This is a genomic window from Streptomyces sp. NBC_01217 (assembly GCF_035994185.1).
Taxonomy (GTDB): domain Bacteria; phylum Actinomycetota; class Actinomycetes; order Streptomycetales; family Streptomycetaceae; genus Streptomyces.
In genome coordinates this window covers 1,433,088-1,457,816 of the sequence record NZ_CP108538.1, presented here as the reverse complement: position 1 = coordinate 1,457,816, position 24,729 = coordinate 1,433,088, and the positions used below count along the sequence as shown (strand labels likewise).

Here is a 24,729-nt window from a genome sequence, read left to right as displayed (position 1 = left end):
TTCGACGAGAACCTGCAGACCGTGATCGCGCGGACGGAGTGCTACATCACCGAATGGTGGCGGCCGAAGGCACCGGCCTCGCGGTGCGCGACGCACACGCCAAGGGGTACGGACTGATCAAGGGCCAGGTCGAAGCCCTCGATGCCCTGCCGCCGAGTACGCGCAGGTCATCTACGCCGCACCAGGACGGCATGACGCGCTCATCCCCTTCTCCGACGGCACACCGCATGCCGGAGCCGATGCGCGCCTCGGCCGCGCGACCGGATTGGCGCCCGGCCGGCACTCGCGGTGCTCCCCGGACCTGCCTTGGAACGTGCGCCGTCCCGGCCGATAGCCTGGGAAAATGCTCACCGAAGTCACAGCGACCCGCTACGTCACGCCCTTGCGGGAGGGCGGATCGCTGCCCGGGATCGTCGAGGCCGACGATCTCGGCACCTACGTCATGAAATTCACCGGCGCCGGACAGGGCCGCAAGACCCTGGTCGCGGAGGTCATCTGCGGACAGCTCGGCCGCAGGCTCGGCCTGCGCGTCCCCGACCTCGTACAGATCCAGCTCGACCCGGTCATCGGGCTCGCCGAGCCCGACCAGGAGGTGCAGGAGCTGCTGAAGGCCAGCGGCGGGCTCAATCTCGGGATGGACTTCCTGCCCGGCTCCATCGGCTTCGACTCGCTCGCCTACCAGGTGGACCCCCGGGAAGCCGGAAGGGTCGTCTGGTTCGACGCGCTGATCAACAATGTCGACCGGTCCTGGCGCAATCCCAACATGCTGATCTGGCACGGCGACCTGTGGCTCATCGATCACGGCGCCACCATGATCTGGCACCACAACTGGCCCGGCGCCCGGGCCTCCGCCGCCAAGCCGTACAACGCCTCGGACCACGCACTCGCCCCGTTCGCCCCGGATATCGCGGCGGCCGCCGCCGAACTCGCCCCGCTGGTCACCGAGGAACTGCTCACCGAGGTCGCGGCCGACGTCCCCGACGAGTGGCTGGTGGACGAGCCCGGCTTCGACTCCACGGACGAGCTGCGCCGCGCCTACGTGGCGGCGCTCCTTCCGCGCGCCGCCACCATCCACGAGCGGATCACGATGGACGGCCCCACCGCGCCCAAGCCCTCCCAGGCCCCCGGCTGGCTCACCGACCACCTCGCCCCGTGGCCGCATCCCACCAAGAAGAAGAGCGACAAGGACGGCCAGCGGTGAGCAAGCGCGATGTCTTCGAGTACGCGCTGCTGCGCGTGGTGCCGCGGGTTCAGCGCGGCGAGTACTTCAACGCGGGCGTGGTCGTCTACTGCCACGCCCGGGGTTTCGTCGCTGCCCGCACCCATCTCGACGAGACCAAGCTGAAGGCCCTGGACCCGACCGCCGACGTGGTCGGTGTCCGCGCCGCCCTGCACGCCGTCGAGGGCGTGTGCCGCGGTGGTACGGAGGCGGGTCAGGCGGCCAGCGACGACGCCGGCCGCCGCTTCCGCTGGCTGATCGCCCCGCGCTCCACCGTCATCCAGCCGAGCCCCGTGCACAGCGGCCTCACCACCGACCCGGAGGCCGAGGTCGAGCGACTGCTCGACCTGCTGGTGCGCTGATCAGCCGCCCCGCGGCGCCGCCCGCAGCCACTGCGACGGCGGCGCCGCCGGGTGTGACATGCACCCCTGCGAACGTGGGCCGTTGACACCGGGTGCCAGGGCTTCTAGCGTCTCGTCTGCTGAAGGTACTAAGCGGTTGCTCAGTTATCGGGAAGGCTCCGCGCACGAGAAGGTTCCGTGCCGGGTACCCCCGACGTCCGCTGAGCCGCGATCCAAGGGCGAGGAGAACCAAGCATGTCCACCACCGAGCAGCGCGTCGCCATCGTGACCGGAGCGGCGCGTGGCATTGGCGCCGCCACCGCGGTACGCCTGGCGGCCGAGGGCCGCGCCGTCGCCGTACTCGACCTCGACGAGGCGGCCTGCAAGGACACCGTCGAGAAGATCACCGCCGCCGGGGGCGCCGCCCTCGCCGTCGGCTGTGATGTGTCGGACAGCGCCCAGGTGGAAGCCGCGGTCGCGCGGGTCGCCGCCGAGCTCGGCGCCCCGACGATCCTCGTCAACAACGCGGGAGTCCTCCGCGACAACCTGCTCTTCAAGATGAGCGAGTCCGACTGGGACACCGTGATGAACGTACACCTCAAGGGTGCGTTCCTGATGGCCAAGGCCGTCCAGAAGCACATGGTGGACGCCAAGTTCGGCCGTATCGTCTCGCTCTCCTCCTCCTCGGCGCTCGGCAACCGCGGCCAGGCCAACTACTCCGCGGTCAAGGCCGGTCTGCAGGGCTTCACCAAGACCCTCGCCAAGGAGCTCGGCAAGTTCGGCATCACCGCCAACGCCGTCGCACCCGGCTTCATCGTCACCGAGATGACCGCGCAGACCGCGGCCCGGGTCGGCATGGGCTTCGAGGAGTTCCAGGCCGCTGCCGCCACCCAGATCCCGGTGCAGCGTGTCGGCCGCCCCGAGGACATCGCCAATGCCATCGCCTTCTTCACGGGCGACGAGGCCGGCTTCGTCTCCGGCCAGGTCATGTACGTCGCCGGCGGACCGCTCAACTGACCCGAAGGGCTACGGACATCATGACTGTGCAGGACAGCGGTAAGGTCGCGCTCATCACGGGCGCGAGCCGGGGCATCGGCTACGGCGTCGCCGAGGCTCTCGTGGCCCGCGGCGACCGGGTGTGCATCACCGGACGCGGCGAGGACGCCCTCAAGGAGGCGGTCGAGCGGCTCGGCGCCGACCGTGTCATCGGGGTCGCGGGCAAGGCGCACGACGAGGCACACCAGGCGGCGGCGGTCGAGCGCACCATGGAGGCGTTCGGTCGCGTCGACTTCCTGGTCAACAATGCCGGAACGAATCCGGTTTTCGGCCCGATGGCGGAGCTCGACCTCAATGTCGCCCGTAAGGTCTACGAGACGAATGTGATCTCGGCGCTCGGTTTCGCCCAGCAGACCTGGAAGGCCTGGCAGAAGGAGAACGGCGGGGCGATCGTCAACATCGCCTCGGTCGCCGGTGTCTCCGCCTCGCCCTTCATCGGCGCGTACGGCATGAGCAAGGCCGCCATGGTCAACCTGACCCTTCAGCTGGCGCACGAGTTCGCGCCGGTCGTCCGGGTCAACGCGATCGCTCCCGCGGTCGTGAAGACGAAGTTCGCCCAGGCGCTGTACGAGGGCCGCGAGGCGGAGGCCGCTGCGGCGTATCCGCTCGGCCGGCTGGGGGTGCCCGAGGACATCGGCGGCGCGGCCGCGTTCCTCACTTCGAGCCAGAGCGACTGGATCACGGGACAGACTCTCGTCGTCGACGGTGGAATTTTCCTGAATGCGGGCGTGAGCTGAGAACGGCCTGAGCGGGTTTGGCCGTTATTGACTCGAGTGCCCCGTCGGGCCTGCGGATTGACCTGACGGGGCACTGCGGTATGGTCTGCCGACCCATGGCTGATCGAGGAGCGTTCACGTGTTCTACCGGGCCAGTCTGCAGGCCGCTGCAGTCCTTGCTTCCCTTTCTCTGCTGGCAGGCTGCGGACTTCTCTCCGACAGCGGCTCGAAAGCGGAACAGAAGATAGTCGTCGGTACGACCAGCGAGCCATCCACCCTCGATCCGGCGGCGGCATGGGACAACTCCTGGGAACTGATGCGGAATGTCTTCCAGACGCTGGTGAGTTTCCCCACCGGCAGCACCAGCCCCGAGCCCGATGCTGCGGAATCGTGCGAGTTCACCGACACGACCAGCACAGCCTACCGGTGCAAACTCCGCGAGGGCCTGAAATTCTCCAATGGCGACAAACTCGACGCCGAGGCCGTGAAGTACTCCATCGACCGGATCATGGCGATGGAGGTCAAGGGTGGGCCCGTCGGTCTGCTCGGCTCGCTCGACCAGGTCGAGACCAAGGGGGACGTCGTCGTCGTCTTCCATCTCACCAAGCCGGACGCCACGTTCCCGTTCATCCTCGCCACCCCGGCGATGTCGCTGGTGGCGCCCAGCGACTATGCGAAGCACAAGGTCCGCGGTGACGGAAAGGTCACCGGATCCGGCCCTTACCTCCTGGAATCGTACAAACCGGGGGACCGGGCCGAATTGGTGGAGAATCCGAACTACAAGGGTTTCGCCAATCGCAAGAACGACGCCGTGACCATCCGGTACTTCAAGGAATCGGCCCCCCTGGTCACGGCGCTGAAGAGCCACGAGATCGACGCGATCTACCGCGGCCTCACCGCCGAGGAGGTCGTCAGTCTGGAAGACAACAAGGACAAGAAGAGCGAACTGCAGATTCTCGAGACGGTCGGCGCGGACATCCGCTTCCTGGTCTTCAACCCCGAGGATCCGGCCGCCGGGAACGTCGCCGTGAGGCGGGCCATCGCCCAGCTCGTCGACCGCGACGCCCTGGTGGCGAAGGTCTACCAGGGCACGGCCGAGCCGCTGTACTCCATGGTCCCCAAGGGCATCGCCGGACACACCACCAGCTTCTTCGACGCCTACGGCGACCCGGACCCGGTCGAGGCGAAGCGGATCCTCACCAGGGCAGGCATCACCGAGCCCGTCGCCATGACGTTCTGGTTCACGACCGACCGCTACGGCTCCTCGACGGCCCCCGAGTTCGACGAGTTGAAGCGGCAGCTGGAGGCCTCCGGGCTCTTCAAGGTCACGTTGAAGAGCAAGCCCTGGAAGGAGTTCCAGGAGGGCTTCACCAAGGGTGAGTACCCCGTCTTCGGCCGCGGCTGGTTCCCCGACTTCCCGGACCCGGACAACTTCATCGCCCCCTTCGTGGGCAAGGAAACCGTCACCGGGATGCCGTACGTGAAGAACGAGATCACCGAGCAGCTGCTGCCGCAGACCCGCAAGGAGAGCGACCGGGGCGCGGTGAGCAAGGAGTTCGAACGGGCCCAGCAGATCCTGGTCGACGACGTGCGGCTGCTGCCGCTGTGGCAGGGCAAGCTGTACGTCGCCTCCGGCGAGGACATCGGCGGTGGCGAACGCGCGCTGGACCCGCAGACGGTCATGCAGATGTGGGAGCTGTACCGCAAGGCCAGCTGGTAGGTCCCGGCAGGGCTGCCGGAGCCCGTTGTCAGTGGCCCCCGGTAGGTTCTCGGTCGAAGAACTGATTGCATACCGGAGGTTGTTGACGTGACCGACACCGACCTGCTGCCCGAGTCCTGGCGCGGCGTCCTCGGCGAAGAACTGCAGAAGCCCTACTTCAAGGAGCTCACCGAGTTCGTCGAGGAGGAGCGGGCCAAGGGGCCGGTCTACCCGCCGCGCGACCAGGTGTTCGCCGCCCTGGAGGCCACGCCGTACGACAAGGTGAAGGTCCTCGTCCTCGGCCAGGACCCGTACCACGGAGAGGGACAGGGACACGGGCTGTGCTTCTCCGTGCGGCCAGGTGTCAAGACGCCGCCCTCCCTGCGGAACATCTACAAGGAGATGAAGGAGGAGCTCGGCCTGCCGGTCCCGGACAACGGGTATCTGATGCCGTGGGCCGAGCAGGGCGTGCTCCTGCTCAACGCCGTGCTGACGGTGCGCGCCGGCGAGGCGAACTCGCACAAGGGCAAGGGCTGGGAGAAGTTCACCGACGCGGTGATCCACGCGGTCGCCTCGCGGCCCGATCCGGCGGTCTTCGTGCTCTGGGGCAACTACGCCCAGAAGAAGCTTCCGCTGATCGACGACGGGCGCCATGTGGTGGTGAAGGGGGCGCACCCCTCACCGCTGTCCGCCAAGAAGTTCTTCGGCTCCCGCCCGTTCACACAGATCAACGAGGCGGTGGCGGCGCAGGGGCACGAGGCCATCGACTGGCGCATCCCCGACCTGGGCTGAGGCCGCGGCTGCGGTCCGGCCGGCGGTGGGCGCCCGGTGGACAGGTCCGGGGCGCCCGCCCGAGCCTCAGCGGGATTGGCCGCGGCTCGGGCTAGCGTCGAACGGAACCGGGTGGACGTGGACAGGGAGGCCGCAGTGACGGAGCAGCGGGAGACATCGAAGGATGCCGTCATGACCAGGATCGGCCAGGCGGTCATGCTGCTGCACGGCGGCGACCGGGAGGAGGCCCGCAACCGCTTCGGCGAGCTCTGGTCGGAGATCGGCGAGAACGGCGACGCCCTGCACCGGTGCACCCTCGCCCACTACATGGCCGACACCCAGGACGACCCCGGGGATGAGCTGGCCTGGGACCTGAGGGCACTGACCGCGGCCGGCAGCCTGACCGACGAGCGCGCCGCACAGCACTCCGACGCGCTCGCGGTGCGGGCGTTCTATCCCTCGCTCCATCTCAACCTCGCCGCCGACTATGTGAAGCTCGACCGGCCCGATGCGGCCAGGATCCATCTGGACCGGGCGCGCGCCGCCTCCGGTGTGCTCGCGGACGACGGGGCGGACGACGGATACAGGGGAGGGGTCCGCGCGGCGATCGCGCGGCTGGAGCTGAGGCTCCTGGAGCTGTGAGCGGTGGCCCGTCCGGGGGCGGACGGGCCACCGCTCGTCCTCTTTCCTGCCGGGCTCAGTGGCCGTAGGTCTCCTCGCAGATACGGGACTGCGGACTGCCCGCCGGCCACTTCCCGTACCCCCGTCCCAGTGCGCAGACGTCCTTCCCCGTGACGGGGGCCGGCAGGGGCGGGGCGGGCGCGGTCACGGCGGGTGGGGCCTGACGCGGCCGGTGCTGCGCCGTCCCGGGGTACGTGTGCTGCCGCGGTGGGCGGGGCGCGGGGCGCCGGGTGTCCGGCGGCGCGCCGGACACCCGGGCGGAAGCGGAGGCGGACGGCTCGCGGGCCGGTACGGCCTCCAGACTGTCATGGACGGGTGGCCGGCCGATCTGTGGCGCCAGGTCCTGGGCGGGTCTCTCGGCCGCGGGGCGGGACGGAGCGTCCGCCTGCCCGGCCACGGACACACAGCCGGACAGTGTCGTGACCGCCACGCCGACCAGGAGCTTCACGGTGGTACTGGTTCGTTGCACCTGATCAACTCTGCTGTGCGGACCCGGTTCTCCGTAAGCCGGGAAGCCGGGATTGGCCCGCACGAGTGACCCCGGTCAGCGCAGCGCCCACTGCGGTCCCAGCATCCCGCGCAGCAGTTCGGCGAAGCCGGTGCGCAGTTCCTCCTCGGTCGGTACGGAGCGGTGGAACGAGCCCGCGGCGCACGAGAACATCAGCCCCTCGCACCAGGCCACCAGGGACAGGGTGTGCCGCTCGGGCTCGGCCGAACCGGCCGCCGTCATCAGCGTCATCAACGGTTGGCGGAACTGCCGGCCCGTCGCGTCGAAGAACTCCCGCAGCTCCGGGCGGCGGGTCGCCTCAAGGGCCAGCTCGTAGCGGCAGATGAGCAGTTCGGGGTGGCGGGTGAGATACCGGTGCAGGGCGAGCGCGAGAGCGGCGACCAGCGCTTGCGGGCCGGCCGTCTCTCCGGCGCCCGGAACCGGCAGTTCCCCGGGGGCTAGCACCCGTGCCTCGCGCTCCGCCAGTCGTCGCACCGTCGCCTCCAGCAGGGACTGCCGGGTGCGTGCGTAATTGGACGTCGAGCCCTGGGGGAGTCCGGCGCGCTCGTCCACCGCGCGGTGGGTCAGGCCGCGCATCCCGCGTTCGACGAGGAGCGCGAGGGCGGCATCGGTAATGAGATCGGCCCGGGCGGTGCCGGTGGTGCGTGTGGCCATGGGGCCAACCTACCGTCTCAACTACAGCTGTAGTACGGTGAAGCTCTCACTACAACTGTAGTTTCCAGGAGGAGTGATGGAACAACCCCATGTCGTCGTCATCGGCAGCGGAATCGGAGGCCTCACCGCGGCGGTGGCCCTGCACGGCTGCGGCTGGCAGGTCACCGTGCTGGAGCGCGCGGCCTCCCTGGAACCCGTCGGCGCCGCAATCGCCCTGGCCCCCAACGCCCACCGCGCCCTGGATGTCATCGGCCTCGGCGACGAGATCAGGTCCCTCGCCGCCTGGCAGGGCGCGGGCGGCATGCGCAACCCCGGCGGCCGCTGGCTCTCCCGTATGGACAGCGCCGCCGCGACGGAGCGGTTCGGCGGACCGATCGTCCTGCTGCACCGGGCCGACTTCGTCGACCGACTCGTGGCCCGGCTGCCCGGCTCGGCCGTGCGTACCGATGCCGCCGCGGAGCTCCTGGACCCGGGCACGGTGGACGGCGCGCGGGCCGTGGTCCGGACGGCGGCCGGGGACATCGAGGCCGACCTCGTCGTCGGTGCCGACGGCATCAACTCGGGCGTACGCGGCGCACTCTTCCCGGCCCACCCCGGACCCACGTACGCCGGATTCACCACCTGGCGCATCGTCGTCCCCGCGACCGAGCGGCCTTTCGTCCCGCACGAGACCTGGGGGCGTGGCGCCCTCTGGGGCACCCAGCCGCTCAAGGACGGCCGGATCTATGCCTACGGAGCGGCCGTCGCCCCCGCCGGAGCCCATGCCGCCGACGGCGAGAAGGCGGAACTGCTGCGCCGGTTCGGGAGTTGGCACGACCCGATCCCCTCGATCATCGCCGCCGCCGAGCCCGGCCAGGTGCTCCGCAACGACGTCCACCAGCTGATCGATCCCCTGCCGTCCTTCCACCGCGGCCGCACCGTACTCGTCGGCGACTCCGCCCACGCCATGGCACCCAGCCTCGGCCAGGGCGGCAACCAGGCGGTCGAGGACGCGATAGTGCTCACCCATCATGTGACGCCGGGCGGGGACCTGGGCGCCGGCCTGGCGGCGTACACCGCCGACCGGCTGCCCCGCACATCGGCCATCGTCCGCAAAGCCGCACAGGCCGCCCGGCTGATGCGCCTGACCAGCGCCCCGGCCGTGGCGCTGCGCGACGTCCTGATGTCCACCGCCTCGCGGCTCGGGCCCACGCTCGTCCTGCGCACCTTCGACGGCATCGCCGACTGGCGCCCGCCGCAGCACACGTATGCTGCCCGGACGAAGGACACCCACAGGCCACCGCGGTAGTGGACACCGCACCGGCCGGTGCGGATCAGCGAGAGGGAGACCCCTGTGAAGGTCGGCTGCATCGGGCTCGGCGACATCGCGCAGAAGGCGTATCTGCCGGTTCTGACAACCCTGCCCGGGGTCGAACTGCATCTGCAGACCCGTACCCCCGCCACCCTGACCGCGGTCGCCGAGACCCATCGGATCCCGTCCGGACAGCGCCACGCCGACCTCGAATCGCTGCTTGCCCAGGGCCTGGACGCCGCGTTCGTCCACGCGCCCACCGCCGTACACCCACAGATCGTGGGCCGGCTGCTGGAAGCGGGCGTCGCCACATACGTCGACAAGCCGCTGGCCTATCAACTCGCCGATTCCGAGCGGCTGGTGAGCCTTGCCGAAGAGCGTGCGGTGAGCCTCGCCATCGGTTTCAACCGCAGGGTCGCGCCCGGCTACGCGCAGTGCGCCGAGCATCCGCGCGAGCTGATCCTCATGCAGAAGAACCGGGTCGGTCTGCCCGAGGATCCGCGCACCATGGTGCTCGACGACTTCATCCATGTCGTCGACACCCTGCGCTTCCTGGTTCCGGGGCCGATCGAGCACACCGTCGTACAGGCCAGGATCCGTGACGGTCTGATGCACCATGTCGTGCTGCAGTTGGCCGGTGACGGATTCACCGCCATCGGCGCGATGAACCGGCTCAGCGGCTCGACCGAGGAACGGCTGGAGATCTCGGGTCAGGACTCCAAGCGCGAGGTCGTCAACCTCGCCGAGGTGATCGACCACAAGGGACAGCCGACCGTACGGCGGCGCGGCGACTGGGTGCCGGTGGCCCGTCAGCGCGGCATCGAACAGAGCGTGCTGTCCTTCCTGGACGCCGTACGGGCCGGAAAGGTGCTGAGCGCCCACGACGCCCTGCGGACGCACGAGCTGTGCGAGCGCATCCTGCGCGACCTGGACTGCGCCTAGGCCCCGTCGGCCGGGATGCGTCGGGCCGTGCTCCGGGGCAGGCTGGGGAGATGGACCATCGGCCCGTGGAGGTGACCTGGTGAGGCCCCACGACGAGCCAAAGGGCTGGGGAGCACTCCAGCCGCCGCCCGGCTACTACTCGGCCGACGGGCGGCCGCCCGACGCGATGCAGCGCGGGCTGATTCTCGACTGGGCGGTCAATCAGCGGATCGCGAGCGGCTGGCGGGTTGAGTCACGATCCGAGACCCAGGTCGTCATGGTCCGGGGCCGGCCGCTGAACCACGTGCTGCACGCCCTACTGATGGTGTTCACCTGCTTCCTCTGGGGCGCCGTCTGGCTGGTGCTGGCCGTCACCAACAAGGTCGAACGGGTCTCGCTCACCGTCGACGCCCAGGGCCACATCGTCTCCGTGAACGGCCCCGGATAGTCCGACCGGCCTTGCGGGTTCAGGGCCCGGGGCGACCGGCCGGCTCGCCGTGCGAGGGAGCCGCCGGGGCCCCGCCACCGGCACCGGACGGACCGACCCGCTCACGCCTCCTGAGCGACCGCACCCCTTCGAACGCGCAGAACACGATCAGTACCGCGCCCGCCCCGTGCACCGCCCAGTCGCCCAGCCGCACATACAGCGTCGTGCCGGACGCCAGCGGTACGTCGAACACGGCGGCCGCGCTCGTATCCGTACCGAGCGGGGCACCGATCCGCTCGCCCAGCGGGCCGTACACCGCACTGACCCCGGTGAGCGTCGCATGCACCATCGGGCGTCCGTTCTCGGCGGCCCGCAGCGCCCCGAGCGAGGCGTGCTGCGCAGGTGCCCAGCTGTGCTGGAACGTCGAGGTCGACGACTGGTCGACCAGCACTTGTGCACCGTCCCGGGTCAGATTCCGGCTCATGTCGGGGAACGCGGACTCGAAGCAGATCAGCGGCCCGATGCGCAATCCCCCGCCTCCGTCGGCTCCAGGAATCGACATCGTCACCTGCCGGGAGCCCCGCAGCCGGTCCTCGCCCGCCGCCTTGCCCAGGGACGTGGCCCAGCCGAGCACCGAACGGGCCGGGATGTACTCGCCGAACGGCACCAGCCGCATCTTGTCGTAACGCTGCCCGGTCAGCCCGTCCGGACCCACCAGCACAGCGGACTTGAAGATCCCCGCCCGCCCCGATCCGTCCGTCTGCCGGGCGTCCATATTGACCAGCACATCCGCGCCCACCCGACGCGAAAGGGCCGCGATCCGGGCGGTGATCTCCGGATGCCGGGAGAGATCGACACCGACGCTGCTCTCGCCCCACACCACCAGATCGAGGCCGCGCCCCGCCAGCGAGCCGGTCAGCCGCTCACTGACGGCGAGCCGGCGCTCGACGCTGTGGGGACCCGCGACCACCCCCGGCTGCACAACGGCGATCCTGGCCACGCCGGACCGCTCGGGCCGTGGTGCCCACTGCGCCATCGCCCCCACGGCCAGGGCGCACACCACGAGGCCGACGACGGCGGCCGTACGGGCGGCGGCGGCCACGAACAGCAGCGTGACGGCGGTGTTCACCGCGACCACCAGAAGACTCACCAGCCACATCCCGCCGACGGATGCAACACGGAGTGCCGGAGCCACCTCCCACTGACTCGCGCCGAGCAGCCCCCAGGGACCGCCGAGCCCGTCCCAGGAGCGGGCCAGCTCGATCATCAGCCAGCCGCACGGCACCACGACGACCGCGGCCGCGGCGGCTGCGCCGGAAACCGGCCCACGCAGCATCCGGAAGACCAGCAGCCCCCACGGCGCCCACAGCAGACCGAGCAGGGCCGCCAGGATCACGATGAACACATGGAGACTCGGCATCAGCCAGTGATGCACGGCCAGCAGATAGCCGATCCCGCCGAGCCAGCCGTCCAGCGCCGCCCGGCCCCCCGTACCGGCGGACCGGATCAGCAGCAGCCACGGCACCAGAGCCACATAGGCGAGCCACCACAGCGAAGGGGCCGGGAACGCGAGCGCGGGCAGCGCACCGGCGAGCAGCGCGAGGCAGCCGCGCCACCGGCCGGACCGCGGCAACCGCTCCCACTGCTTGCGCCGACCGGCCGGAATCCGCATGCCGCGCCTCCTCGTCCTGCTGATCGCAGTGTCCCCCGTGGTCCCGCGTTCCGCAGTTCTTCCCCGGAGCGGTAGAGCGAAAGCACCGGTGGCGGAGTCAGCGTGCGCTCAGCGAGTCCGCCGCGCCGCGCCACTTCTCGTGGACGGTGACGGTTCGGATGCGCCAGCCGTTTCCCGTGCGCGACAGTGTGAAGGCGTACCGCCCGCCGGAGACGAAGTTGGGTGCGGTGGCCCGTCCTTCGGCGCTGTTCTCATTGTTTGCCGCGCCCTCCAGGCGCATCGGGTTGAGATAGTCGGCCCGGACCTCGGCGCGGTCGCCCGGGTAGCCGCCCAGGTCCTGGAGATCGAGCAGTCGGTTGACGATCAGATGCTGGCGTACGGGGAAGAGCCGCATGGTCTCCGCGAGCCACTCGGCGACCTCGGCGGCAGGTCCTTCGATTCCGCCCGCGCCGCGGTAGTCGGCGCGCCCGTCCGCGGCGAACAGGGCCTGGTAGTCCGCCCATTCGCCGTCGTCCACCGCCCTCGCATAGCCGGTGATCACTGCATCGATGGAGAGCCGGTCCATCACCGTCGAGAGATCCACGCGCTGCGTCATCGGCTCAGTGTCTGCCCGTCGGCGTGCCAGGCCAAGGGGTGCGCACGCACGACGGGCCTGCACCGCCTGTCAGCAGGGCACCACGGCCACCGGGCCCAGCGCATGCGTGAGCGTGGTCTGTGCGACGGGGGAGAGCCCGAGGCCGAGGGACTCGCCGCCCTTGCGCCGCCCGATCACGGTCAGCGCCGCGGTCGCCGAGGCCGTTACCAGGGTGCGTGAGGCAGAGCCGGCGACCGGCTCCTTGACGACCTCGACCTGCGGATACTTCTCCCGCCAGCCGGCAGTGACTTCGGCGAGGGTCCGTGCGGCCGCGCCTGCCGCCGCGTCCCGGTCGAAGACGGGGCCGCCGGACAGCATCGAGGAGAACATCGTCCAGCCGTGCACGATCCGCAGCCGCGCACCGGGCCGGGAAGCGGTCGTGGCGAAGGCGAATTCCAGCACCGCCTCACTGCTCTCGTCGGCGGCCACGCCCGCGACGATGTCCGGGAAGGCCTCCGCGGTCTCCCCCTCCCCTTCGTCCCCGTCCGACGGCCCGCCGTGGATGACGACCACGGGGCATTTGGCCATGGAGGCGATCGCCAGACTGTTGGATCCGAGCATCAGGGACCTGAAGCCGCCCAGCCCGCGCGAGCCGACGACCACCAGCGAGGCGTCACCGCTGAGCGTGGTGAGCGCAGCCGAAGGGAAGTCCAGCGGTGCGAGCGTCGTCGGGTGCAGATCCGGAGCGATTCCCGACACCCTTCGTACGGAATGGGTGAGCAACTCCTCCGCCTCGCGCCGCTGCGTCTCCTGGCCGATGCGCCGGTTCGGCGTCCGGGCGTGCACGATCACCAGCGGTAGCCCCCGTCGGGCGGCTTCGCGGGCGGCCCAGTCGAGCGCCTCGCGGCTGTGCGAGGAGCCGTCGACGGCGGCGATCACGGGAAGCTCGGTGGTGGTCATCATTTCCCTCCAGGTTCCGGCGGTACATGTTCCAGGCTGGTACGCGGACACGTCCTGCGGCAGGGACTTTCGGCCCCATCTACCCGGAAGATCCGGGAGATCCCGTCCAGTGTGCCGGGCCGCGCCCTGCCACGTAACGCTACGGCCGGACGCGGTACGGTGACGGCGCCAGGGGGCGTACCCGTACCCATGCCCCGGTCAGCGCACGGGTTGCGGCGGACCGGGATGGACCCCGTGCGGACAGAGGCATTCGATCGGCGTCTGCGAGTCCGAAGCGGCCGCGTTCGAAGTGACGTGTGCCCGGCTGGGGGTGCGGCCCGTGGACTGTCTCCTCATCGACGATTTCGCGGCTGACACCACCGCGGCTGAAGCGGCCGGAATACGGGGACTCGTCTTCGAGTCCAACGCGCAGACGATCGCGGGCATCGAGAGGCACCTGACGCGCCGCTGGTGACTGTGAGGCTTCCGGCGGCCCTGCGATTGTCAGTGGCGGGTGCGATCCTGCCCCCATGGACGAGCTGATGCGGCAGCGGCGCGTGTACGGAGCCGACCATGACGATCCCGACCCGGGACCCCAGCCCGGTCGCTCCTACCGGGAGTTGGTGGGCGGCCCGCTCGACGGGCTGCTCCTCGATGTGACCGGCTGGACAGGGGCGGCACTGCGCGAGGGCGCGGCGCTGAACACGGAAATCGGGCGGTTCGGCCCGGGCGGCCGGGCGGAGTACGGGCCCAGGGGCGGCGATGGGGACCTGTGGGACTGGCGGGGCGACACGCCCTGACGTGGTCGCGGCCGCACCACGAACTCATCAGCCCCGGCAGGACTGATCGGCTCTGTCAGGACTAATCGCCTGAACCGCCCAATACTGGAACCATGGCACAGAAGACGTCTCCACCGCATGCCCCGCCCACGCTCTTCGTCAAGGGCAGGAACGTACGGATACGCACCATCGGGATCGTGTTGCTGACCGGTGTCGTGATCTGGTTCATCGCGGCGAACACCGAATCGGTCGGCGTCCGGCTGTGGGTTCCCACCGTCACCCTGCCGCTCTGGACGGTACTGACCGTGACCCTGCTGGTCGGGCTGGTCGTGGGCGGGTTCCTGGCCCACCGCCGGGCGAAGCGCTGAGTCGGCGGGAGCGCGCCCCCTTCCGCCGGTCGCCGCGGCGGAAGGGGGCGCGCTCCCGCGTGCCTAGGGGCAGGTCTCGTCGTACTTGACCGCAGTGAATTCGACCGGTTGGCCGGTGAGCGCCACCCCTGGGGCGGGGTTCTGCGTGCAGACCTGCCAGTTGCTCTCCAGCAGCACCATGCGGTCACCGGTCGCGTCGGTCACCGTGATCGAGGTACTCGAGTCGAGGGCGCCGCGGGCCGCCTTCACGGACTTGCCGGCCAGGTTCGGCATTCTGCCGCCCTCGACCTCCGGCTCCTTCTGATCCTTCGCGGGGCAGTTCTCTTCGAGCTTGACCGCACCGAAGTCGAGTTCGGTGTCGACCGGAATGCTCTTTCCCGGCGCGTAGTTCTGGAAGCAGACCTTCCAGTGCCGGTCGAGGGCCTGCATACGGTCACGGCCGGCACTGTCGTGGGACCTCAGACGATAGAAGCCGTCGGCCTGCGCCTTGTCCTGAGCGGATTGCAGGCCCATGCCGACGAAGTTCGCGACCTCTTTTTTCCGCTCACCGGGCTTGTCGTCCTTCGCGGGCCGTGCCGTGTCCGAGGCTTCGGCAGTCGCAGTGGGTGAGGGAGTGGTGGGCTGCTTGCTCGTGCTGGCCGGGTCGCAGCCCACCAGAGCAACGGCGGCCAGGCAGGCGAGCGCGGCAGAGAGAGTGCGGGTGTGCAAGTTGTCCCCCCAGGGGCGGTTCATGAAGTGATGACCGTAGCCGGGCCTCTTGGGTCCGGGTGAGGTACATGCTCCGGAAGTGACGGAGTTGTGACTGTGACTTCCGCCGGCGCCCGCACATCACCGCGGCCGATCACTTGCAGGGCTGTCGATACGGGTGAACAGAAGCTCGACGGTCTGCTCGATTCGTTCTTCGTCGCCGGTCGCGAGGAGATCGATGAGGCAGCCGCGCAGTGCGGCGAGCACGGCGCTGCAGCGGGCCGGAGCGTCCACGGCTTCGGGCTGCACATCGGTGGGCAGGTCGCTGAGGATGCCGAGCCAGTCGTTCACCGTGGCCTGAGCGAAGCCGGCCCACGGCCCTTCGGTATCGACCAGCGACTGACCGTAGCTCTCGACCCAGAGGCGAAGCACCGGTCTGTGCCCGGGGGCCGACAGCCAAGCCCAGAGCGCGCGGGCCACATCGATGAGCGTGGCGTCCCGCGCGTTTTCGCGCAGCTGCGCCAGCATCGCGAGTTCGTCGCGTCGCGCCCTGGCGAGGATCGCGCGGATCACGCCGTCCTTGCTTCCGAACAGGAAGATCAGCACGCCGGGGCTCGAACCGATCGATTCTGCGAGCGGCCGCAGCGACAACCGCGAGATGCCCCGCTCCGCCACGTGCCGGTACGCCGCCTCGATCAGCTCCTCCTCGCGCCCGGTGGACCGCCGCTTGCTACTCGTCATGCCCCGATACTAACCTCAACTGGAACGACTGTTTCAGTGAACGGTATCGCCAAGGAGCCCCGCCCATGAATGTTCGCGTCCGCCCCGCTGACCGCCCGGGTGACCTGGGGTGGATGATCGCCGCCAACGGCGAGGTCTACTCCGGGCAGTTCGGATGGAGTGCGGAGTACGAGGCGCTGGTGGCGCGGATCGTCGCCGACTACGCCGAGCACCATGATCCCGGCCGTGAGGCCGCGTGGATCGCCGAGGTGGACGGCGAGCGGGCCGGCTGCGTGCTCTGCGTCGACGCCGGAGACGGGATCGCCAAGCTCCGGATTCTCCTGGTCGCCCCCAGCGCGCGGGGCGTCGGCGTCGGCACCCTGCTCGTCGACGCCTGCGTCGCGTTCGCCCGCGAAGCCGGATACAAGACCCTCACCCTGTGGACGAACTCCGTCCTCGAAGCCGCAATCCGCATCTATCAGCGCGCCGGCTTCACCATCGTCGACGAGAAGCCTCACCACAGCTTCGGAGTCGACCTCGTCGGTCAGACCTGGGAACTTCCCCTCCGGAACGCGGCGACAACGCAGGCAGCCAACAGCTGACGCACCGCGGCGGTCCCGTTCCGGACTGCCCAGCGGGCTCCGGCCGTCGGCGGCCCGGAGCGGCCACCCGGGCGCTCATGTCCGCGGTCTGCGCCCGCTCGGCTGCTCCTGCCCGCCGTGAGTCAGGCGGCCTTGTACTGATGCGCCTCGGTGCCCTGCCACTGGACCACGGCGGGGTTGTCGAGGATGCGCTCCGGGTCCTTCAGCCCGGCATCGGCGAGGAACACGATGAGGTCGTGATCGCTGTGCGCGAGTCCGAGCCTCTCGTCGCGATTGTTGAAGTGCACGCTCACGGGTCGAGCACCGGACGGCGTGGGCGCGTGGATGGTGATCGGTGGTGTCGCCATGACTCCAGGGTGGCCCGGGGTGACGCCGGGCGCATCTGGTTCCGTCCCAGGGTGGGAGCCCGAGCCCCTACGGTTCTCCTTCAACAGGATCAAGACCGGTGACGTCAGGGACTGCCCGAACCGACCGCTGCCCAAGCCACAGCATTCACCTGATCCGGATCGCCGTCGATGGTGCCCGGGCGCCGACGGGACCGGGCACCAGAAGTGGACCCGGACGCCTTCTAGCCCGCCGACTCGCCCGCGTGCGGGCTGAGGACTCCCGCGGACACCAGCGCGAACAGCAGCAGTCCGAGAAGCACTCGGTAGATGACGAACGGCATGAAGCTCTTGGTCGTGATGAACTTCATGAACCAGGCGATGACGGCATAGCCCACACCGAACGCGATGAACGTCGCGAAGATCGTCGGCCCCCACGACACATGTCCCTCACCCGCGTCCTTCAGCTCGAAGACACCCGAGGCGAGCACGGCCGGGATCGCGAGCAGGAACGAGTAACGGGCCGCAGCCTCGCGGGTGTAGCCCATCAGCAGACCGCCGCTGATGGTGGCGCCGGAGCGGGAGACGCCCGGGATCAGGGCCAGCGCCTGGCAGAAACCGAAGATCAGGCCGTCCTTGACGCCGAGTTCCTTGAGTGTCTTGCGCTCCTTGGCGGCCCGGTGCCTGCCGCCCGCCTCGTCGCGGGCGGCGAGGCGGTCGGCGATGCCGAGGACGATGCCCATGACGACCAGGGTGGTGGCGATCAGCCGCAGATCGCGGAAGGGCCCCTCGATCTGGTCCTTGAACGTCACGCCGAGCACGCCGATGGGGATGGAGCCGACGATGACCAGCCAGCCCATCTGGGCGTCGTGGTCGCTGCGCATCGACCGGTTGGTCAGCGAACAGAACCAGGCCGAGATGATCCGGGCGATGTCCTTGCGGAAGTAGATGATGACCGCCGTCTCCGTGCCGATCTGAGTGATGGCGGTGAACGCCGCACCCGGGTCGTGCCAGCCGGCGAACGCTGCGGTGAGCCGCAGATGCGCGCTGGAGGAGATCGGCAGGAACTCGGTCAGTCCCTGAACGAGGCCCAGGACGAACGATTCGAACCAGCTCATGGGGCTTTGGCCATCCCGGAGGTGATCGTGCATCGGCCGACGACAGCCAGGGTCGTCGGCAGCGTGCGCAGTGCGGTCAAATGAGGGCAGGGCCGTGCCGGGCCCGGAGATCTTCGGTCGGTCGCGGGCAGCGTATCGCTCTCAGATGAACAGCGTTACGTGTACCCCCGCGTCCGCTCACGGCCCCGCTGCCCGCTCCCACGCGCCCCCGGTCACTCGGCGGCGAGGCGGTGGCGTCTGCGCCAGGCGACGACGGCCGCACCGAGCCCCGTCAGCACGATGAAGCCCATCGCGGCCAGGAACGCGGGCGACGTCGGTGACGAGGCCTCGCTGCCCGCGACGACGTAAGCGGCGGTGTTCGGGACCGAGCCGAGCCCGGTGGCCACCAGGAACGGCGGATACCCCATGCGCGATACGGCCGCGCAGTAGTTGGCCGCCGCGAACGGCACACCGGGGAACAGCCGCAGCGCCAGCATCGAGCGGAAACCGTGCCGGCTCAGCTGGCCGTCCGCCGCCTTGAGCCAGCGCCCGCGCAGCAGCGTACGGAGCGCGTCCTGGCCTAGCACCCTGCCCAGCCCGAACGAGATGCCCGCGCCGAGCACCGTGCCCACCAGCGCGGCGGCCAGCCCGGTCTGCGAACCGAAGAGCGCACCGGCGGCGAGATTGAGCAGCGGCCGCGGCACGAAGGCCACCGTGCACACGCCGTACGCGACACCGAACAGCGCGACAGCGACCGGGCCACCGCTGAGCTGGGCGGGCCAGCCGGTGGCGAGCAGCCGTTGGGGTTCGAGGAGCAGCATCGCCGCCGCGGCGGCCAGCAGCACCGCCACGAGCAGCGAGAGGCGGGACCAGGGCGAGAGCAGCACCCTCGTACAGCGCACGGCGAGGCCGTCGGCGGGCCGGGTGGCTGTGGCGGTGGCGGTGGCGGGGTCGAGCATGCGGGGAGACTAACCGACGCCCGTGTGTGATCGCCGTAATGTGCTCGGCACGGGCCGGACCGCCGACATCGCCCCGCGCTCCCGGCATCCCGCGGACCGGGGCACCTCCGACGTGGAGCCGGAATCCCAACCCTCCTGACCGTCCCGTCTCGTGCCCCCCCGGAAAACCATTCGACGCGGCCCCGCCCGTCGGCCATGATCGGACCCATGTTCCGGTACGCCTTCCTCGCAGCGCAGTCCGCAGTCGCGGACGCGCCGAAGGCTGCCGTGGACCCCGTCACCGCAGCGGCACTTGTCGCAGCGGCAGCGCCGACCGCTGCCGCGGCGCCCATCGGCGGCGCCCGAAGCTGACCCTCCCCCGACAGTCCGGCGGACCCCGTAAGGGGAGGGTCGGCGGGGCCCTGGGGTCTTCTCTCTCAGCTTCGAATTCCAAGGAATGAGCCATGCCCAAGACGGCATACGTGCGCACCAAGCCGCACCTCAACATCGGCACCATGGGCCACGTCGACCACGGCAAGACCACCCTGACCGCCGCCATCACCAAGGTCCTCGGCGACCGCGGAACCGGCACGTTCGTCCCGTTCGACCGGATCGACCGGGCGCCGGAGGAGAGCCGGCGCGGCATCACCATCAACATCGCGCACGTCGAGTACGAGACCGACACCCGTCACTACGCGCACGTCGACATGCCGGGCCACGCCGACTACATCAAGAACATGGTCACCGGCGCCGCCCAGCTCGACGGCGCGATCCTCGTCGTCTCCGCGCTCGACGGGATCATGCCGCAGACCGCCGAGCACGTCCTGCTGGCCCGTCAGGTGGGTGTCGACCACATCGTGGTCGCCCTCAACAAGGCGGACGCGGGCGACCCCGAGTTGATCGACCTGGTCGAGCTGGAGGTCCGCGAGCTGCTCTCCGCGCACGGCTACGGCGGCGACTCCGTCCCCGTCGTACGGGTGTCGGGCCTCAAGGCCCTGGAGGGCGACCCGCGCTGGACCGCGGCCGTCGAGGCGCTGCTGGACGCCGTCGACACCTATGTGCCGATGCCGGTCCGCTACACCGACGCGCCGTTCCTTCTGTCGGTGGAGAACGTCCTGACCATCACCGGCCGGGGCACCGTCGTCACCGGAGCCGTCGAGCGCGGCACCGTGCGGGTCGGGGACCGGGTGTCGGTGCTCGGCCCGGACATCGAGACGGTCGTCATCGGTCTGGAGACCTTCGGGAAGCCGATGGAGTCCGCGGAGGCCGGGGACAACGTGGCGCTGCTGCTGCGTGGGGTGGAGCGCGACCGGGTGCGCCGAGGCCATGTGGTAGCGGCGCCCGGCAGCGTGACGCCCAGCCGCCGCTTCACCGCGCAGGTGTACGTCCTGTCGGCGCGGGAGGGCGGCCGGACCACCCCGGTGACCACCGGCTACCGGCCGCAGTTCTACATCCGCACCGCGGACGTCGTCGGCGACGTCGACCTCGGCGCGGTGGCGGTGGCGCGCCCCGGTGAGACGGTCGACCTGACCGTCGAGCTGGGCCGTGACGTCCCGCTGGAGACCGGACTCGGCTTCGCGATCCGCGAGGGCGGCCGCACCGTCGGCGCGGGCACCGTCACGGGGCTGCTCTGAGCGGTGTCGTACCAAGGGCCCGCCTTCCGTATCCCCCGGAAGGCGGGCCCGGCGCCGACGGTGGCATGCGCGCACGCCGAAGCCGTTGCCGCGGTCGTGAGCAGCTGATCCGGCACCCCACAATGGGAGGGTGAACGAGTCAATACCTGTCATCCGGGACGTCGACCAGGGCACCGCCAGACTCCTCCCCGACGTGGACCGGGACAGGGCCTGGCTGCTCACCGTCGACGGCGCACCCCAGTCGTACGTCGACCTGGACGCGCCGGACCATCTCGAATTCGAGTACGCGCGACGGCTCGCCCATGTCGTGGACTGCGCCGCGGCACCGGGCGCACCGCTGGACGTCCTCCATCTCGGCGGTGGAGCGCTCACCCTGCCTCGCTATGTCGCCGCGGCCAGGCCCGGCTCCCGCCAGGACGTAGCCGAGGCCGACCTCGGACTCCTCGCCCTGGTAGCCGAGCAGCTGCCCGTCCCCGACGGCAGCGGGATCACCGTGCACGGCACGGACGCGCGCAGCCGGCTCGAACAGACCTCGCCCGGCTCCGTCGACGTCCTGATCGCCGATGTCTTCGGCGGCTCGCGCGTGCCCGCCCACCTCACCACCGTCGAGTACGCCGAGGCCGCGCGCCGGGCGCTGCGCGAGGGCGGAGTCTATGCCGCCAACCTCGCGGACGGAGCGCCCTTCGCCTTCCTGCGCTCCCAACTGGCCACCTTCGCGGCCGTCTTCGAGGAGCTCGCACTGATCGCCGAACCGGCGGTGCTGCGCGGCCGGCGCTTCGGCAACGTCGTCCTCGTCGCCTCCCACAGCCCCATCGACACGGCGACGCTGACCCGACGGTGCGCCGCCGATGCCTTCCCCGCCAGGGTCGAGCACGGCGCCGCACTCGTCCGGCTCGTCGGCGCCGCCCGGCCCGTCAGGGACGGCGAGGCGGTCGCCTCACCCGAGCCGCCCGACGGAGCATTCAGCATCGGCTGAGGCGGCCCCCGGCTTCTTGGACGTCACCACCTCGGTGGAGACGTCGGCGCGGGTCAGATTGCGTACCTCGGGCACGAACAGCACGGCGCCGGTGACCAGTACGATCAGCCCCGCGCAGCCCCACAGGGCCGTACTGCGCCCGACCAGCGACTCCACAGGGCCGGCGAGCGCGGTGGCGATCGGCATCATCGCCACCGAACCGAACCAGTCGTACGCCGAGACGCGCGACAGTTTCTCCTCCGGGATCTCCTGGTGCATGGTCGTCATCCACGACACGCCGAACACCTCGATGGCGATGCCACTGACGAACATCACCACGCAGAGCCAGGCCACCGGCAACGGCACCGCGAGCCCTGCCGACGGCAGGGCCAGCGGGAAGACACAGAGGGTTCCGGCCAGCAGCAGCCGCCGGGGCTTCCAGCGCGTCATCAAGAACGCCCCGCCCAGCGTGCCGGCGCCGAAAGCGGCGAGTGCGAAGCCCCAGGGGCGGGCGCCGCCTAGTTCGTCCCTGGCGACCAGCGGCCCGTACACCGACTCCGCTGCGCCCACAGCGGCGACCACCACCGAGAACTGCGCCACGATGCTCCACAGCCAGGGTCGGCCGATGAACTCCTGCCAGCCGTCGCGCAGATCGGCGAGCAGTCCGCCGCCCGGTGCGCGCGACGGAATGTGGCTGACGTCCAGGAAGGCACGCAGCGCACCTGCCACCGCGAAGGCCGCGGCGTCCACGGCCAGCACCCAGCCCGGGTCCATCGCCGCGATCATGGCGCCGCCGAGCGCCGCACCGCCGACCGCCGCGCCCTGCATGGACATCCGGAAGAGCGCGAAGGCGCGGCTCGCCTGCTCCCGGCTGACGCTCGACATCAGCATGCCCTCGGCCGCCGGGTTGAAGAACGCCTGCCCGGTCCCGCACAGGGCGGTGAGCAGCATCATCTGCCACAGTTTCGGATCACCGGCCAGGACCAGCCAGGCGAAAGCGGCCTGCGAGACACAGTTGAGGGCGTTCGCCGCGACCATCACCCGGTGCCGCGGCAGCCGGTCCGCGATCGCCCCGCCGATCAGCAAGAAGACCACCAGCGGCGCGGTCCTGGCGGCGGCCACCAGACCGACGTCGCCGCCGTCGCCGCCGGACTGCAGAACCGCGAACGCCGCCGCGATCAGCGCGCCATGGGTACCGAGGCCCGTGATGATCGCGGCGGCGGTCAGCAGCCGGTAGTTGCGGCCGGGGCGGTGCGCAGGAAGTGCGGGGGCGGGGGAGACAGTCACCAAGGGACTATCGCCGCCGCGACCCCGCCCTGCCAAATCCTTATCCCGGCGCCGGTGCGGAATGTCAGGAGGACGGAGCGACGTCCACCAGCCGCACGGTGCTCAGGATCTTCTGGATCGTCGTGTCGGGGAGTTCGTCGTCGACGTTGTCGGCTCCGTACAGGACCCAGGAGGCGAAATCGCCCTTCTTGTTCTTGAAAGTGAAGGCGATCGTCTTGCCGTCACTGTCACACTTCTTCCGCTTTGTGACATTCGGAGCGGTGGCCGTGACGACCTGGCCGGTGAGTCCCGACTTGGTCGTGTACTGCGTGGCCGGAGTGAACTTGATGGTGCTCTGCGGCATGTGCTGCGCATACGCGGCCCACGCCCAGGTGCCGGCTTCGCTGTGGGCGTTCTTGGCGGCATCCGTGGCTCCCTGCGCGCCTCTGGTGCCGGCGCTGGCCAGGCTCATGTCCTCCTTGGTGCCGTCCTTGTCGGAGTCGTCCACGCACCACTTGCTCTTGTAGTACGACGGTGCGGAGAAACCGATGAGCGGCGAGCCGTCTCCCTTCTTGTCGTCCTCGAAGAACGAGAACGTGCCGGGGGAGCTGACCTCCCAGTCGCCGGGCACGTCGAACTGCGTGCCCCACTTGGGGTTGGTGACGACCTTCCAGCCCGCGATCTGGGGCTTGGCGTCCCCGTCGGTGCCGCGCGGATTCTCCTCGGGCGACGCGGAACCGGACGGGTCGGCGGGTGCCGAGGAGTTCTTGTCGTCGGCGACGTCCTTGCCCTTGCTGTCGTCCTTGTTGAGCACGACGGCACCGGTGACCACGGCGGCCACTACGACGGCGGTGGCCGCGACGATCGCGACAGCCGTGGTCTTCTTCTTGCCGCCGTCGGGCTGCGGGCCGCCGGGCGGACCGGGCATCGCGTACTGCGGCACGGTCGGCTGCTGGTACGGGTTCGGCTGCGGGTAGCCGGGCTGCTGGCCCTGCTGGGGATACCCCGGCTGTTGTCCCTGCTGGGGATACCCGGGCTGCTGTCCGGGCTGTCCCTGCTGCTGATATCCCGGCTGCTGATAGGGATTCGGCTGCTGGTACCCCGGCTGCTGATACGGGTTCTGACTCTGGTCCTGCGGGTTCTGCTCGCCCCCGGGCGGCTGCTGTCCTGGCCACATGGCGAGTAACGATAGAGGGGCGGTGCCCGGTCGGCTACGCCCGCCCCCGTGAGCGGACGGTGAAGGGTGCGATCAGTGGACGGGAGCGGATGTCCAGGGGATGGTCAAACGGTTCTACTCGTGAGTAACATCTGGCCATGAGCGCTGAACAGATGACCGTCGGCGAGATGCTCGCCGCAACGGTTCCGATGGCCCGGACCCTCAATCTCGAGTTCCTGGAGACCACTGCCGAGCGTGCGGTGGTCCGTCTGCCGGACCAGGCCGACTACCACAACCACGTCGGCGGGCCCCACGCCGGTGCGATGTTCACGCTCGCGGAGTCGGCGAGCGGCGCGATCGTCATCGCCGCCTTCGGCGACCAACTGTCGCGCGCCGTGCCGCTGGCGGTGAAGGCGGAGATCGGCTACAAGAAGCTGGCCAAGGGTGTCGTCACCGCGACAGCGACCCTCGGCCGCCCGGTGGCCGATGTCGTCGCCGAACTGGATGAGGGCAAGCGGCCCGAATTCCCCGTGCTCATCGAGATCCAGCGCGCGGACGGCGCGGTGACCGGTGAGATGACGGTCGTCTGGACACTCCGCCCCAACGCCTGATCCGGAACGGCCCCGCGAAGGGCCGCCAGGCACCCCGCCATCGGGGTGCCTGGCGGCCCTTCGCGCTGTTCGGGCCGTTGGCGGGACAGGTAGCATTCCCGCGGCGCGCCGTGGAGCTGGCCGG

General features: G+C 70.2%; 30 protein-coding genes. 18 read left to right on the top strand and 12 right to left on the bottom strand.

Annotated features, from left to right (window positions below; genetic code table 11):
• The first annotated feature begins 343 nt into the window (after window positions 1–343).
• The 7 genes from OG507_RS06230 to OG507_RS06200 all read left to right on the top strand — a co-directional run bounded on the left by OG507_RS06230 (window position 344) and on the right by OG507_RS06200 (window position 6,444).
• On the top strand, window positions 344–1,201 hold the full coding sequence (locus tag OG507_RS06230; protein WP_327366123.1) for a HipA family kinase: 858 nt from the start codon (window positions 344–346) through the stop codon (window positions 1,199–1,201).
• The gene (locus OG507_RS06225; RefSeq protein ID WP_327366122.1) at window positions 1,198–1,581 is read left to right on the top strand and encodes a DUF3037 domain-containing protein; all 384 of its coding nucleotides are present in this window, start codon (window positions 1,198–1,200) and stop codon (window positions 1,579–1,581) included. Before OG507_RS06230 ends, OG507_RS06225 begins: the two co-directional genes overlap by 4 nt.
• A gap of 234 nt (window positions 1,582–1,815) precedes the next feature.
• Complete coding sequence (gene fabG, locus OG507_RS06220; RefSeq protein WP_327366121.1) at window positions 1,816–2,577, top strand: 3-oxoacyl-ACP reductase FabG; 762 nt, start codon at window positions 1,816–1,818, stop codon at window positions 2,575–2,577.
• A 20-nt stretch (window positions 2,578–2,597) separates the two neighbouring features.
• Entirely contained in the window at window positions 2,598–3,353 is a 756-nt protein-coding gene (locus OG507_RS06215) for an SDR family oxidoreductase (RefSeq protein ID WP_327366120.1), read from the top strand.
• Between the two features lie 118 nt (window positions 3,354–3,471).
• Window positions 3,472–5,052 (top strand): ABC transporter substrate-binding protein, encoded by a 1,581-nt coding sequence (locus OG507_RS06210; RefSeq protein ID WP_327366119.1) that lies wholly within the window; start codon window positions 3,472–3,474, stop codon window positions 5,050–5,052.
• A gap of 87 nt (window positions 5,053–5,139) precedes the next feature.
• A complete protein-coding gene (locus OG507_RS06205) occupies window positions 5,140–5,823 on the top strand; it encodes a uracil-DNA glycosylase (RefSeq protein ID WP_327366118.1) in 684 nt (227 codons plus the stop codon).
• 135 nt (window positions 5,824–5,958) lie between these two features.
• The gene (locus tag OG507_RS06200) at window positions 5,959–6,444 is read left to right on the top strand and encodes a hypothetical protein (RefSeq protein ID WP_327366117.1); all 486 of its coding nucleotides are present in this window, start codon (window positions 5,959–5,961) and stop codon (window positions 6,442–6,444) included.
• A 55-nt stretch (window positions 6,445–6,499) separates the two neighbouring features.
• Here OG507_RS06200 and OG507_RS06195 read toward each other — a convergent pair whose 3' ends face one another.
• Both OG507_RS06195 and OG507_RS06190 read right to left on the bottom strand, forming a co-directional pair.
• The gene (locus OG507_RS06195) at window positions 6,500–6,952 is read right to left on the bottom strand and encodes a hypothetical protein (protein WP_327366116.1); all 453 of its coding nucleotides are present in this window, start codon (window positions 6,950–6,952) and stop codon (window positions 6,500–6,502) included.
• 75 nt (window positions 6,953–7,027) lie between these two features.
• Entirely contained in the window at window positions 7,028–7,645 is a 618-nt protein-coding gene (locus tag OG507_RS06190; protein WP_327366115.1) for a TetR/AcrR family transcriptional regulator, read from the bottom strand.
• Window positions 7,646–7,721: 76 nt separating this feature from the next.
• Here OG507_RS06190 and OG507_RS06185 point away from each other — a divergent pair, with 76 nt between their 5' ends.
• From OG507_RS06185 to OG507_RS06175, 3 genes are all read left to right on the top strand, one after another.
• Window positions 7,722–8,933, top strand: coding sequence for an FAD-dependent monooxygenase (locus tag OG507_RS06185; RefSeq protein WP_327366114.1), 1,212 nt, complete (start codon window positions 7,722–7,724; stop codon window positions 8,931–8,933).
• 45 nt (window positions 8,934–8,978) lie between these two features.
• The gene (locus OG507_RS06180; RefSeq protein WP_327366112.1) at window positions 8,979–9,878 is read left to right on the top strand and encodes a Gfo/Idh/MocA family protein; all 900 of its coding nucleotides are present in this window, start codon (window positions 8,979–8,981) and stop codon (window positions 9,876–9,878) included.
• A 79-nt stretch (window positions 9,879–9,957) separates the two neighbouring features.
• Window positions 9,958–10,305 (top strand): hypothetical protein, encoded by a 348-nt coding sequence (locus tag OG507_RS06175; RefSeq protein WP_327366111.1) that lies wholly within the window; start codon window positions 9,958–9,960, stop codon window positions 10,303–10,305.
• 19 nt (window positions 10,306–10,324) lie between these two features.
• Here the strand turns inward: OG507_RS06175 and lnt are convergent, their stop codons facing one another.
• The 3 genes from lnt to OG507_RS06160 all read right to left on the bottom strand — a co-directional run bounded on the left by lnt (window position 10,325) and on the right by OG507_RS06160 (window position 13,490).
• A complete protein-coding gene (gene lnt / locus OG507_RS06170; protein WP_327366110.1) occupies window positions 10,325–11,956 on the bottom strand; it encodes an apolipoprotein N-acyltransferase in 1,632 nt (543 codons plus the stop codon).
• Between the two features lie 97 nt (window positions 11,957–12,053).
• Entirely contained in the window at window positions 12,054–12,551 is a 498-nt protein-coding gene (locus tag OG507_RS06165; RefSeq protein ID WP_327366109.1) for a nuclear transport factor 2 family protein, read from the bottom strand.
• A gap of 69 nt (window positions 12,552–12,620) precedes the next feature.
• A complete protein-coding gene (locus OG507_RS06160) occupies window positions 12,621–13,490 on the bottom strand; it encodes a universal stress protein (protein WP_327371880.1) in 870 nt (289 codons plus the stop codon).
• A gap of 319 nt (window positions 13,491–13,809) precedes the next feature.
• On the opposite strand from OG507_RS06160, the gene OG507_RS06155 reads away from it, so the two are divergent.
• From OG507_RS06155 to OG507_RS06145, 3 genes are all read left to right on the top strand, one after another.
• Window positions 13,810–13,944: a hypothetical protein gene (locus tag OG507_RS06155; RefSeq protein WP_327366108.1), complete on the top strand. Its 135-nt coding sequence runs from the start codon at window positions 13,810–13,812 to the stop codon at window positions 13,942–13,944.
• Between the two features lie 55 nt (window positions 13,945–13,999).
• Window positions 14,000–14,269 carry a hypothetical protein gene (locus OG507_RS06150; protein WP_327366107.1) on the top strand — a complete coding sequence of 90 codons (270 nt, stop codon included), beginning with the start codon at window positions 14,000–14,002 and terminating at the stop codon, window positions 14,267–14,269.
• Window positions 14,270–14,361: 92 nt separating this feature from the next.
• The gene (locus tag OG507_RS06145) at window positions 14,362–14,616 is read left to right on the top strand and encodes a LapA family protein (RefSeq protein WP_327366106.1); all 255 of its coding nucleotides are present in this window, start codon (window positions 14,362–14,364) and stop codon (window positions 14,614–14,616) included.
• Window positions 14,617–14,679: 63 nt separating this feature from the next.
• On the opposite strand, the gene OG507_RS06140 is transcribed toward OG507_RS06145, so the two are convergent.
• Both OG507_RS06140 and OG507_RS06135 read right to left on the bottom strand, forming a co-directional pair.
• Window positions 14,680–15,348, bottom strand: coding sequence for a hypothetical protein (locus OG507_RS06140; RefSeq protein WP_327366105.1), 669 nt, complete (start codon window positions 15,346–15,348; stop codon window positions 14,680–14,682).
• A 96-nt stretch (window positions 15,349–15,444) separates the two neighbouring features.
• A complete protein-coding gene (locus tag OG507_RS06135; protein ID WP_327366104.1) occupies window positions 15,445–16,044 on the bottom strand; it encodes a TetR/AcrR family transcriptional regulator in 600 nt (199 codons plus the stop codon).
• A 65-nt stretch (window positions 16,045–16,109) separates the two neighbouring features.
• Here OG507_RS06135 and OG507_RS06130 point away from each other — a divergent pair, with 65 nt between their 5' ends.
• Window positions 16,110–16,625, top strand: coding sequence for a GNAT family N-acetyltransferase (locus OG507_RS06130; protein WP_327366103.1), 516 nt, complete (start codon window positions 16,110–16,112; stop codon window positions 16,623–16,625).
• 122 nt (window positions 16,626–16,747) lie between these two features.
• Here the strand turns inward: OG507_RS06130 and OG507_RS06125 are convergent, their stop codons facing one another.
• From OG507_RS06125 to OG507_RS06115, 3 genes are all read right to left on the bottom strand, one after another.
• Window positions 16,748–16,972, bottom strand: coding sequence for a hypothetical protein (locus tag OG507_RS06125; RefSeq protein WP_327366102.1), 225 nt, complete (start codon window positions 16,970–16,972; stop codon window positions 16,748–16,750).
• Window positions 16,973–17,193: 221 nt separating this feature from the next.
• Window positions 17,194–18,066 (bottom strand): undecaprenyl-diphosphate phosphatase, encoded by an 873-nt coding sequence (locus OG507_RS06120; RefSeq protein WP_327366101.1) that lies wholly within the window; start codon window positions 18,064–18,066, stop codon window positions 17,194–17,196.
• 212 nt (window positions 18,067–18,278) lie between these two features.
• Entirely contained in the window at window positions 18,279–19,004 is a 726-nt protein-coding gene (locus OG507_RS06115; RefSeq protein ID WP_327366100.1) for a TVP38/TMEM64 family protein, read from the bottom strand.
• Between the two features lie 207 nt (window positions 19,005–19,211).
• Here OG507_RS06115 and OG507_RS06110 point away from each other — a divergent pair, with 207 nt between their 5' ends.
• The 3 genes from OG507_RS06110 to OG507_RS06100 all read left to right on the top strand — a co-directional run bounded on the left by OG507_RS06110 (window position 19,212) and on the right by OG507_RS06100 (window position 21,593).
• Window positions 19,212–19,355 (top strand): hypothetical protein, encoded by a 144-nt coding sequence (locus tag OG507_RS06110; protein ID WP_327366099.1) that lies wholly within the window; start codon window positions 19,212–19,214, stop codon window positions 19,353–19,355.
• 92 nt (window positions 19,356–19,447) lie between these two features.
• Window positions 19,448–20,617: an elongation factor Tu gene (gene tuf / locus OG507_RS06105; RefSeq protein WP_327366098.1), complete on the top strand. Its 1,170-nt coding sequence runs from the start codon at window positions 19,448–19,450 to the stop codon at window positions 20,615–20,617.
• A 130-nt stretch (window positions 20,618–20,747) separates the two neighbouring features.
• A complete protein-coding gene (locus OG507_RS06100; protein ID WP_327366097.1) occupies window positions 20,748–21,593 on the top strand; it encodes a spermidine synthase in 846 nt (281 codons plus the stop codon).
• Here the strand turns inward: OG507_RS06100 and OG507_RS06095 are convergent.
• A complete protein-coding gene (locus OG507_RS06095) occupies window positions 21,555–22,859 on the bottom strand; it encodes an MFS transporter (protein WP_327366096.1) in 1,305 nt (434 codons plus the stop codon). The two genes, OG507_RS06100 and OG507_RS06095, sit on opposite strands and share 39 nt — an antisense overlap.
• Before the next feature lie 64 nt (window positions 22,860–22,923).
• Window positions 22,924–24,015, bottom strand: coding sequence for a hypothetical protein (locus tag OG507_RS06090; protein ID WP_327366095.1), 1,092 nt, complete (start codon window positions 24,013–24,015; stop codon window positions 22,924–22,926).
• A gap of 152 nt (window positions 24,016–24,167) precedes the next feature.
• On the opposite strand from OG507_RS06090, the gene OG507_RS06085 reads away from it, so the two are divergent.
• Window positions 24,168–24,605 carry a DUF4442 domain-containing protein gene (locus tag OG507_RS06085; protein WP_327371879.1) on the top strand — a complete coding sequence of 146 codons (438 nt, stop codon included), beginning with the start codon at window positions 24,168–24,170 and terminating at the stop codon, window positions 24,603–24,605.
• The last annotated feature ends 124 nt before the right edge of the window (window positions 24,606–24,729 follow it).

Bases quoted from the DNA above. Each gene is read 5' to 3' on its own strand.
- OG507_RS06230 (WP_327366123.1), top strand. From the start codon at position 344: ATGCTCACCGAAGTCACAGCGACCCGCTACGTCACGCCCTTGCGGGAG.
- fabG (WP_327366121.1), top strand. From the start codon at position 1,816: ATGTCCACCACCGAGCAGCGCGTCGCCATCGTGACCGGAGCGGCGCGT.
- OG507_RS06215 (WP_327366120.1), top strand. From the start codon at position 2,598: ATGACTGTGCAGGACAGCGGTAAGGTCGCGCTCATCACGGGCGCGAGC.
- OG507_RS06190 (WP_327366115.1), bottom strand. From the start codon at position 7,645: ATGGCCACACGCACCACCGGCACCGCCCGGGCCGATCTCATTACCGAT.
- OG507_RS06185 (WP_327366114.1), top strand. From the start codon at position 7,722: ATGGAACAACCCCATGTCGTCGTCATCGGCAGCGGAATCGGAGGCCTC.
- lnt (WP_327366110.1), bottom strand. From the start codon at position 11,956: ATGCGGATTCCGGCCGGTCGGCGCAAGCAGTGGGAGCGGTTGCCGCGG.
- OG507_RS06165 (WP_327366109.1), bottom strand. From the start codon at position 12,551: ATGACGCAGCGCGTGGATCTCTCGACGGTGATGGACCGGCTCTCCATC.
- OG507_RS06160 (WP_327371880.1), bottom strand. From the start codon at position 13,490: ATGACCACCACCGAGCTTCCCGTGATCGCCGCCGTCGACGGCTCCTCG.
- OG507_RS06150 (WP_327366107.1), top strand. From the start codon at position 14,000: ATGGACGAGCTGATGCGGCAGCGGCGCGTGTACGGAGCCGACCATGAC.
- OG507_RS06145 (WP_327366106.1), top strand. From the start codon at position 14,362: ATGGCACAGAAGACGTCTCCACCGCATGCCCCGCCCACGCTCTTCGTC.
- OG507_RS06140 (WP_327366105.1), bottom strand. From the start codon at position 15,348: ATGAACCGCCCCTGGGGGGACAACTTGCACACCCGCACTCTCTCTGCC.
- OG507_RS06135 (WP_327366104.1), bottom strand. From the start codon at position 16,044: ATGACGAGTAGCAAGCGGCGGTCCACCGGGCGCGAGGAGGAGCTGATC.
- OG507_RS06130 (WP_327366103.1), top strand. From the start codon at position 16,110: ATGAATGTTCGCGTCCGCCCCGCTGACCGCCCGGGTGACCTGGGGTGG.
- OG507_RS06125 (WP_327366102.1), bottom strand. From the start codon at position 16,972: ATGGCGACACCACCGATCACCATCCACGCGCCCACGCCGTCCGGTGCT.
- OG507_RS06120 (WP_327366101.1), bottom strand. From the start codon at position 18,066: ATGAGCTGGTTCGAATCGTTCGTCCTGGGCCTCGTTCAGGGACTGACC.
- OG507_RS06115 (WP_327366100.1), bottom strand. From the start codon at position 19,004: ATGCTCGACCCCGCCACCGCCACCGCCACAGCCACCCGGCCCGCCGAC.
- OG507_RS06110 (WP_327366099.1), top strand. From the start codon at position 19,212: ATGTTCCGGTACGCCTTCCTCGCAGCGCAGTCCGCAGTCGCGGACGCG.
- tuf (WP_327366098.1), top strand. From the start codon at position 19,448: ATGCCCAAGACGGCATACGTGCGCACCAAGCCGCACCTCAACATCGGC.
- OG507_RS06090 (WP_327366095.1), bottom strand. From the start codon at position 24,015: ATGTGGCCAGGACAGCAGCCGCCCGGGGGCGAGCAGAACCCGCAGGAC.
- OG507_RS06085 (WP_327371879.1), top strand. From the start codon at position 24,168: ATGACCGTCGGCGAGATGCTCGCCGCAACGGTTCCGATGGCCCGGACC.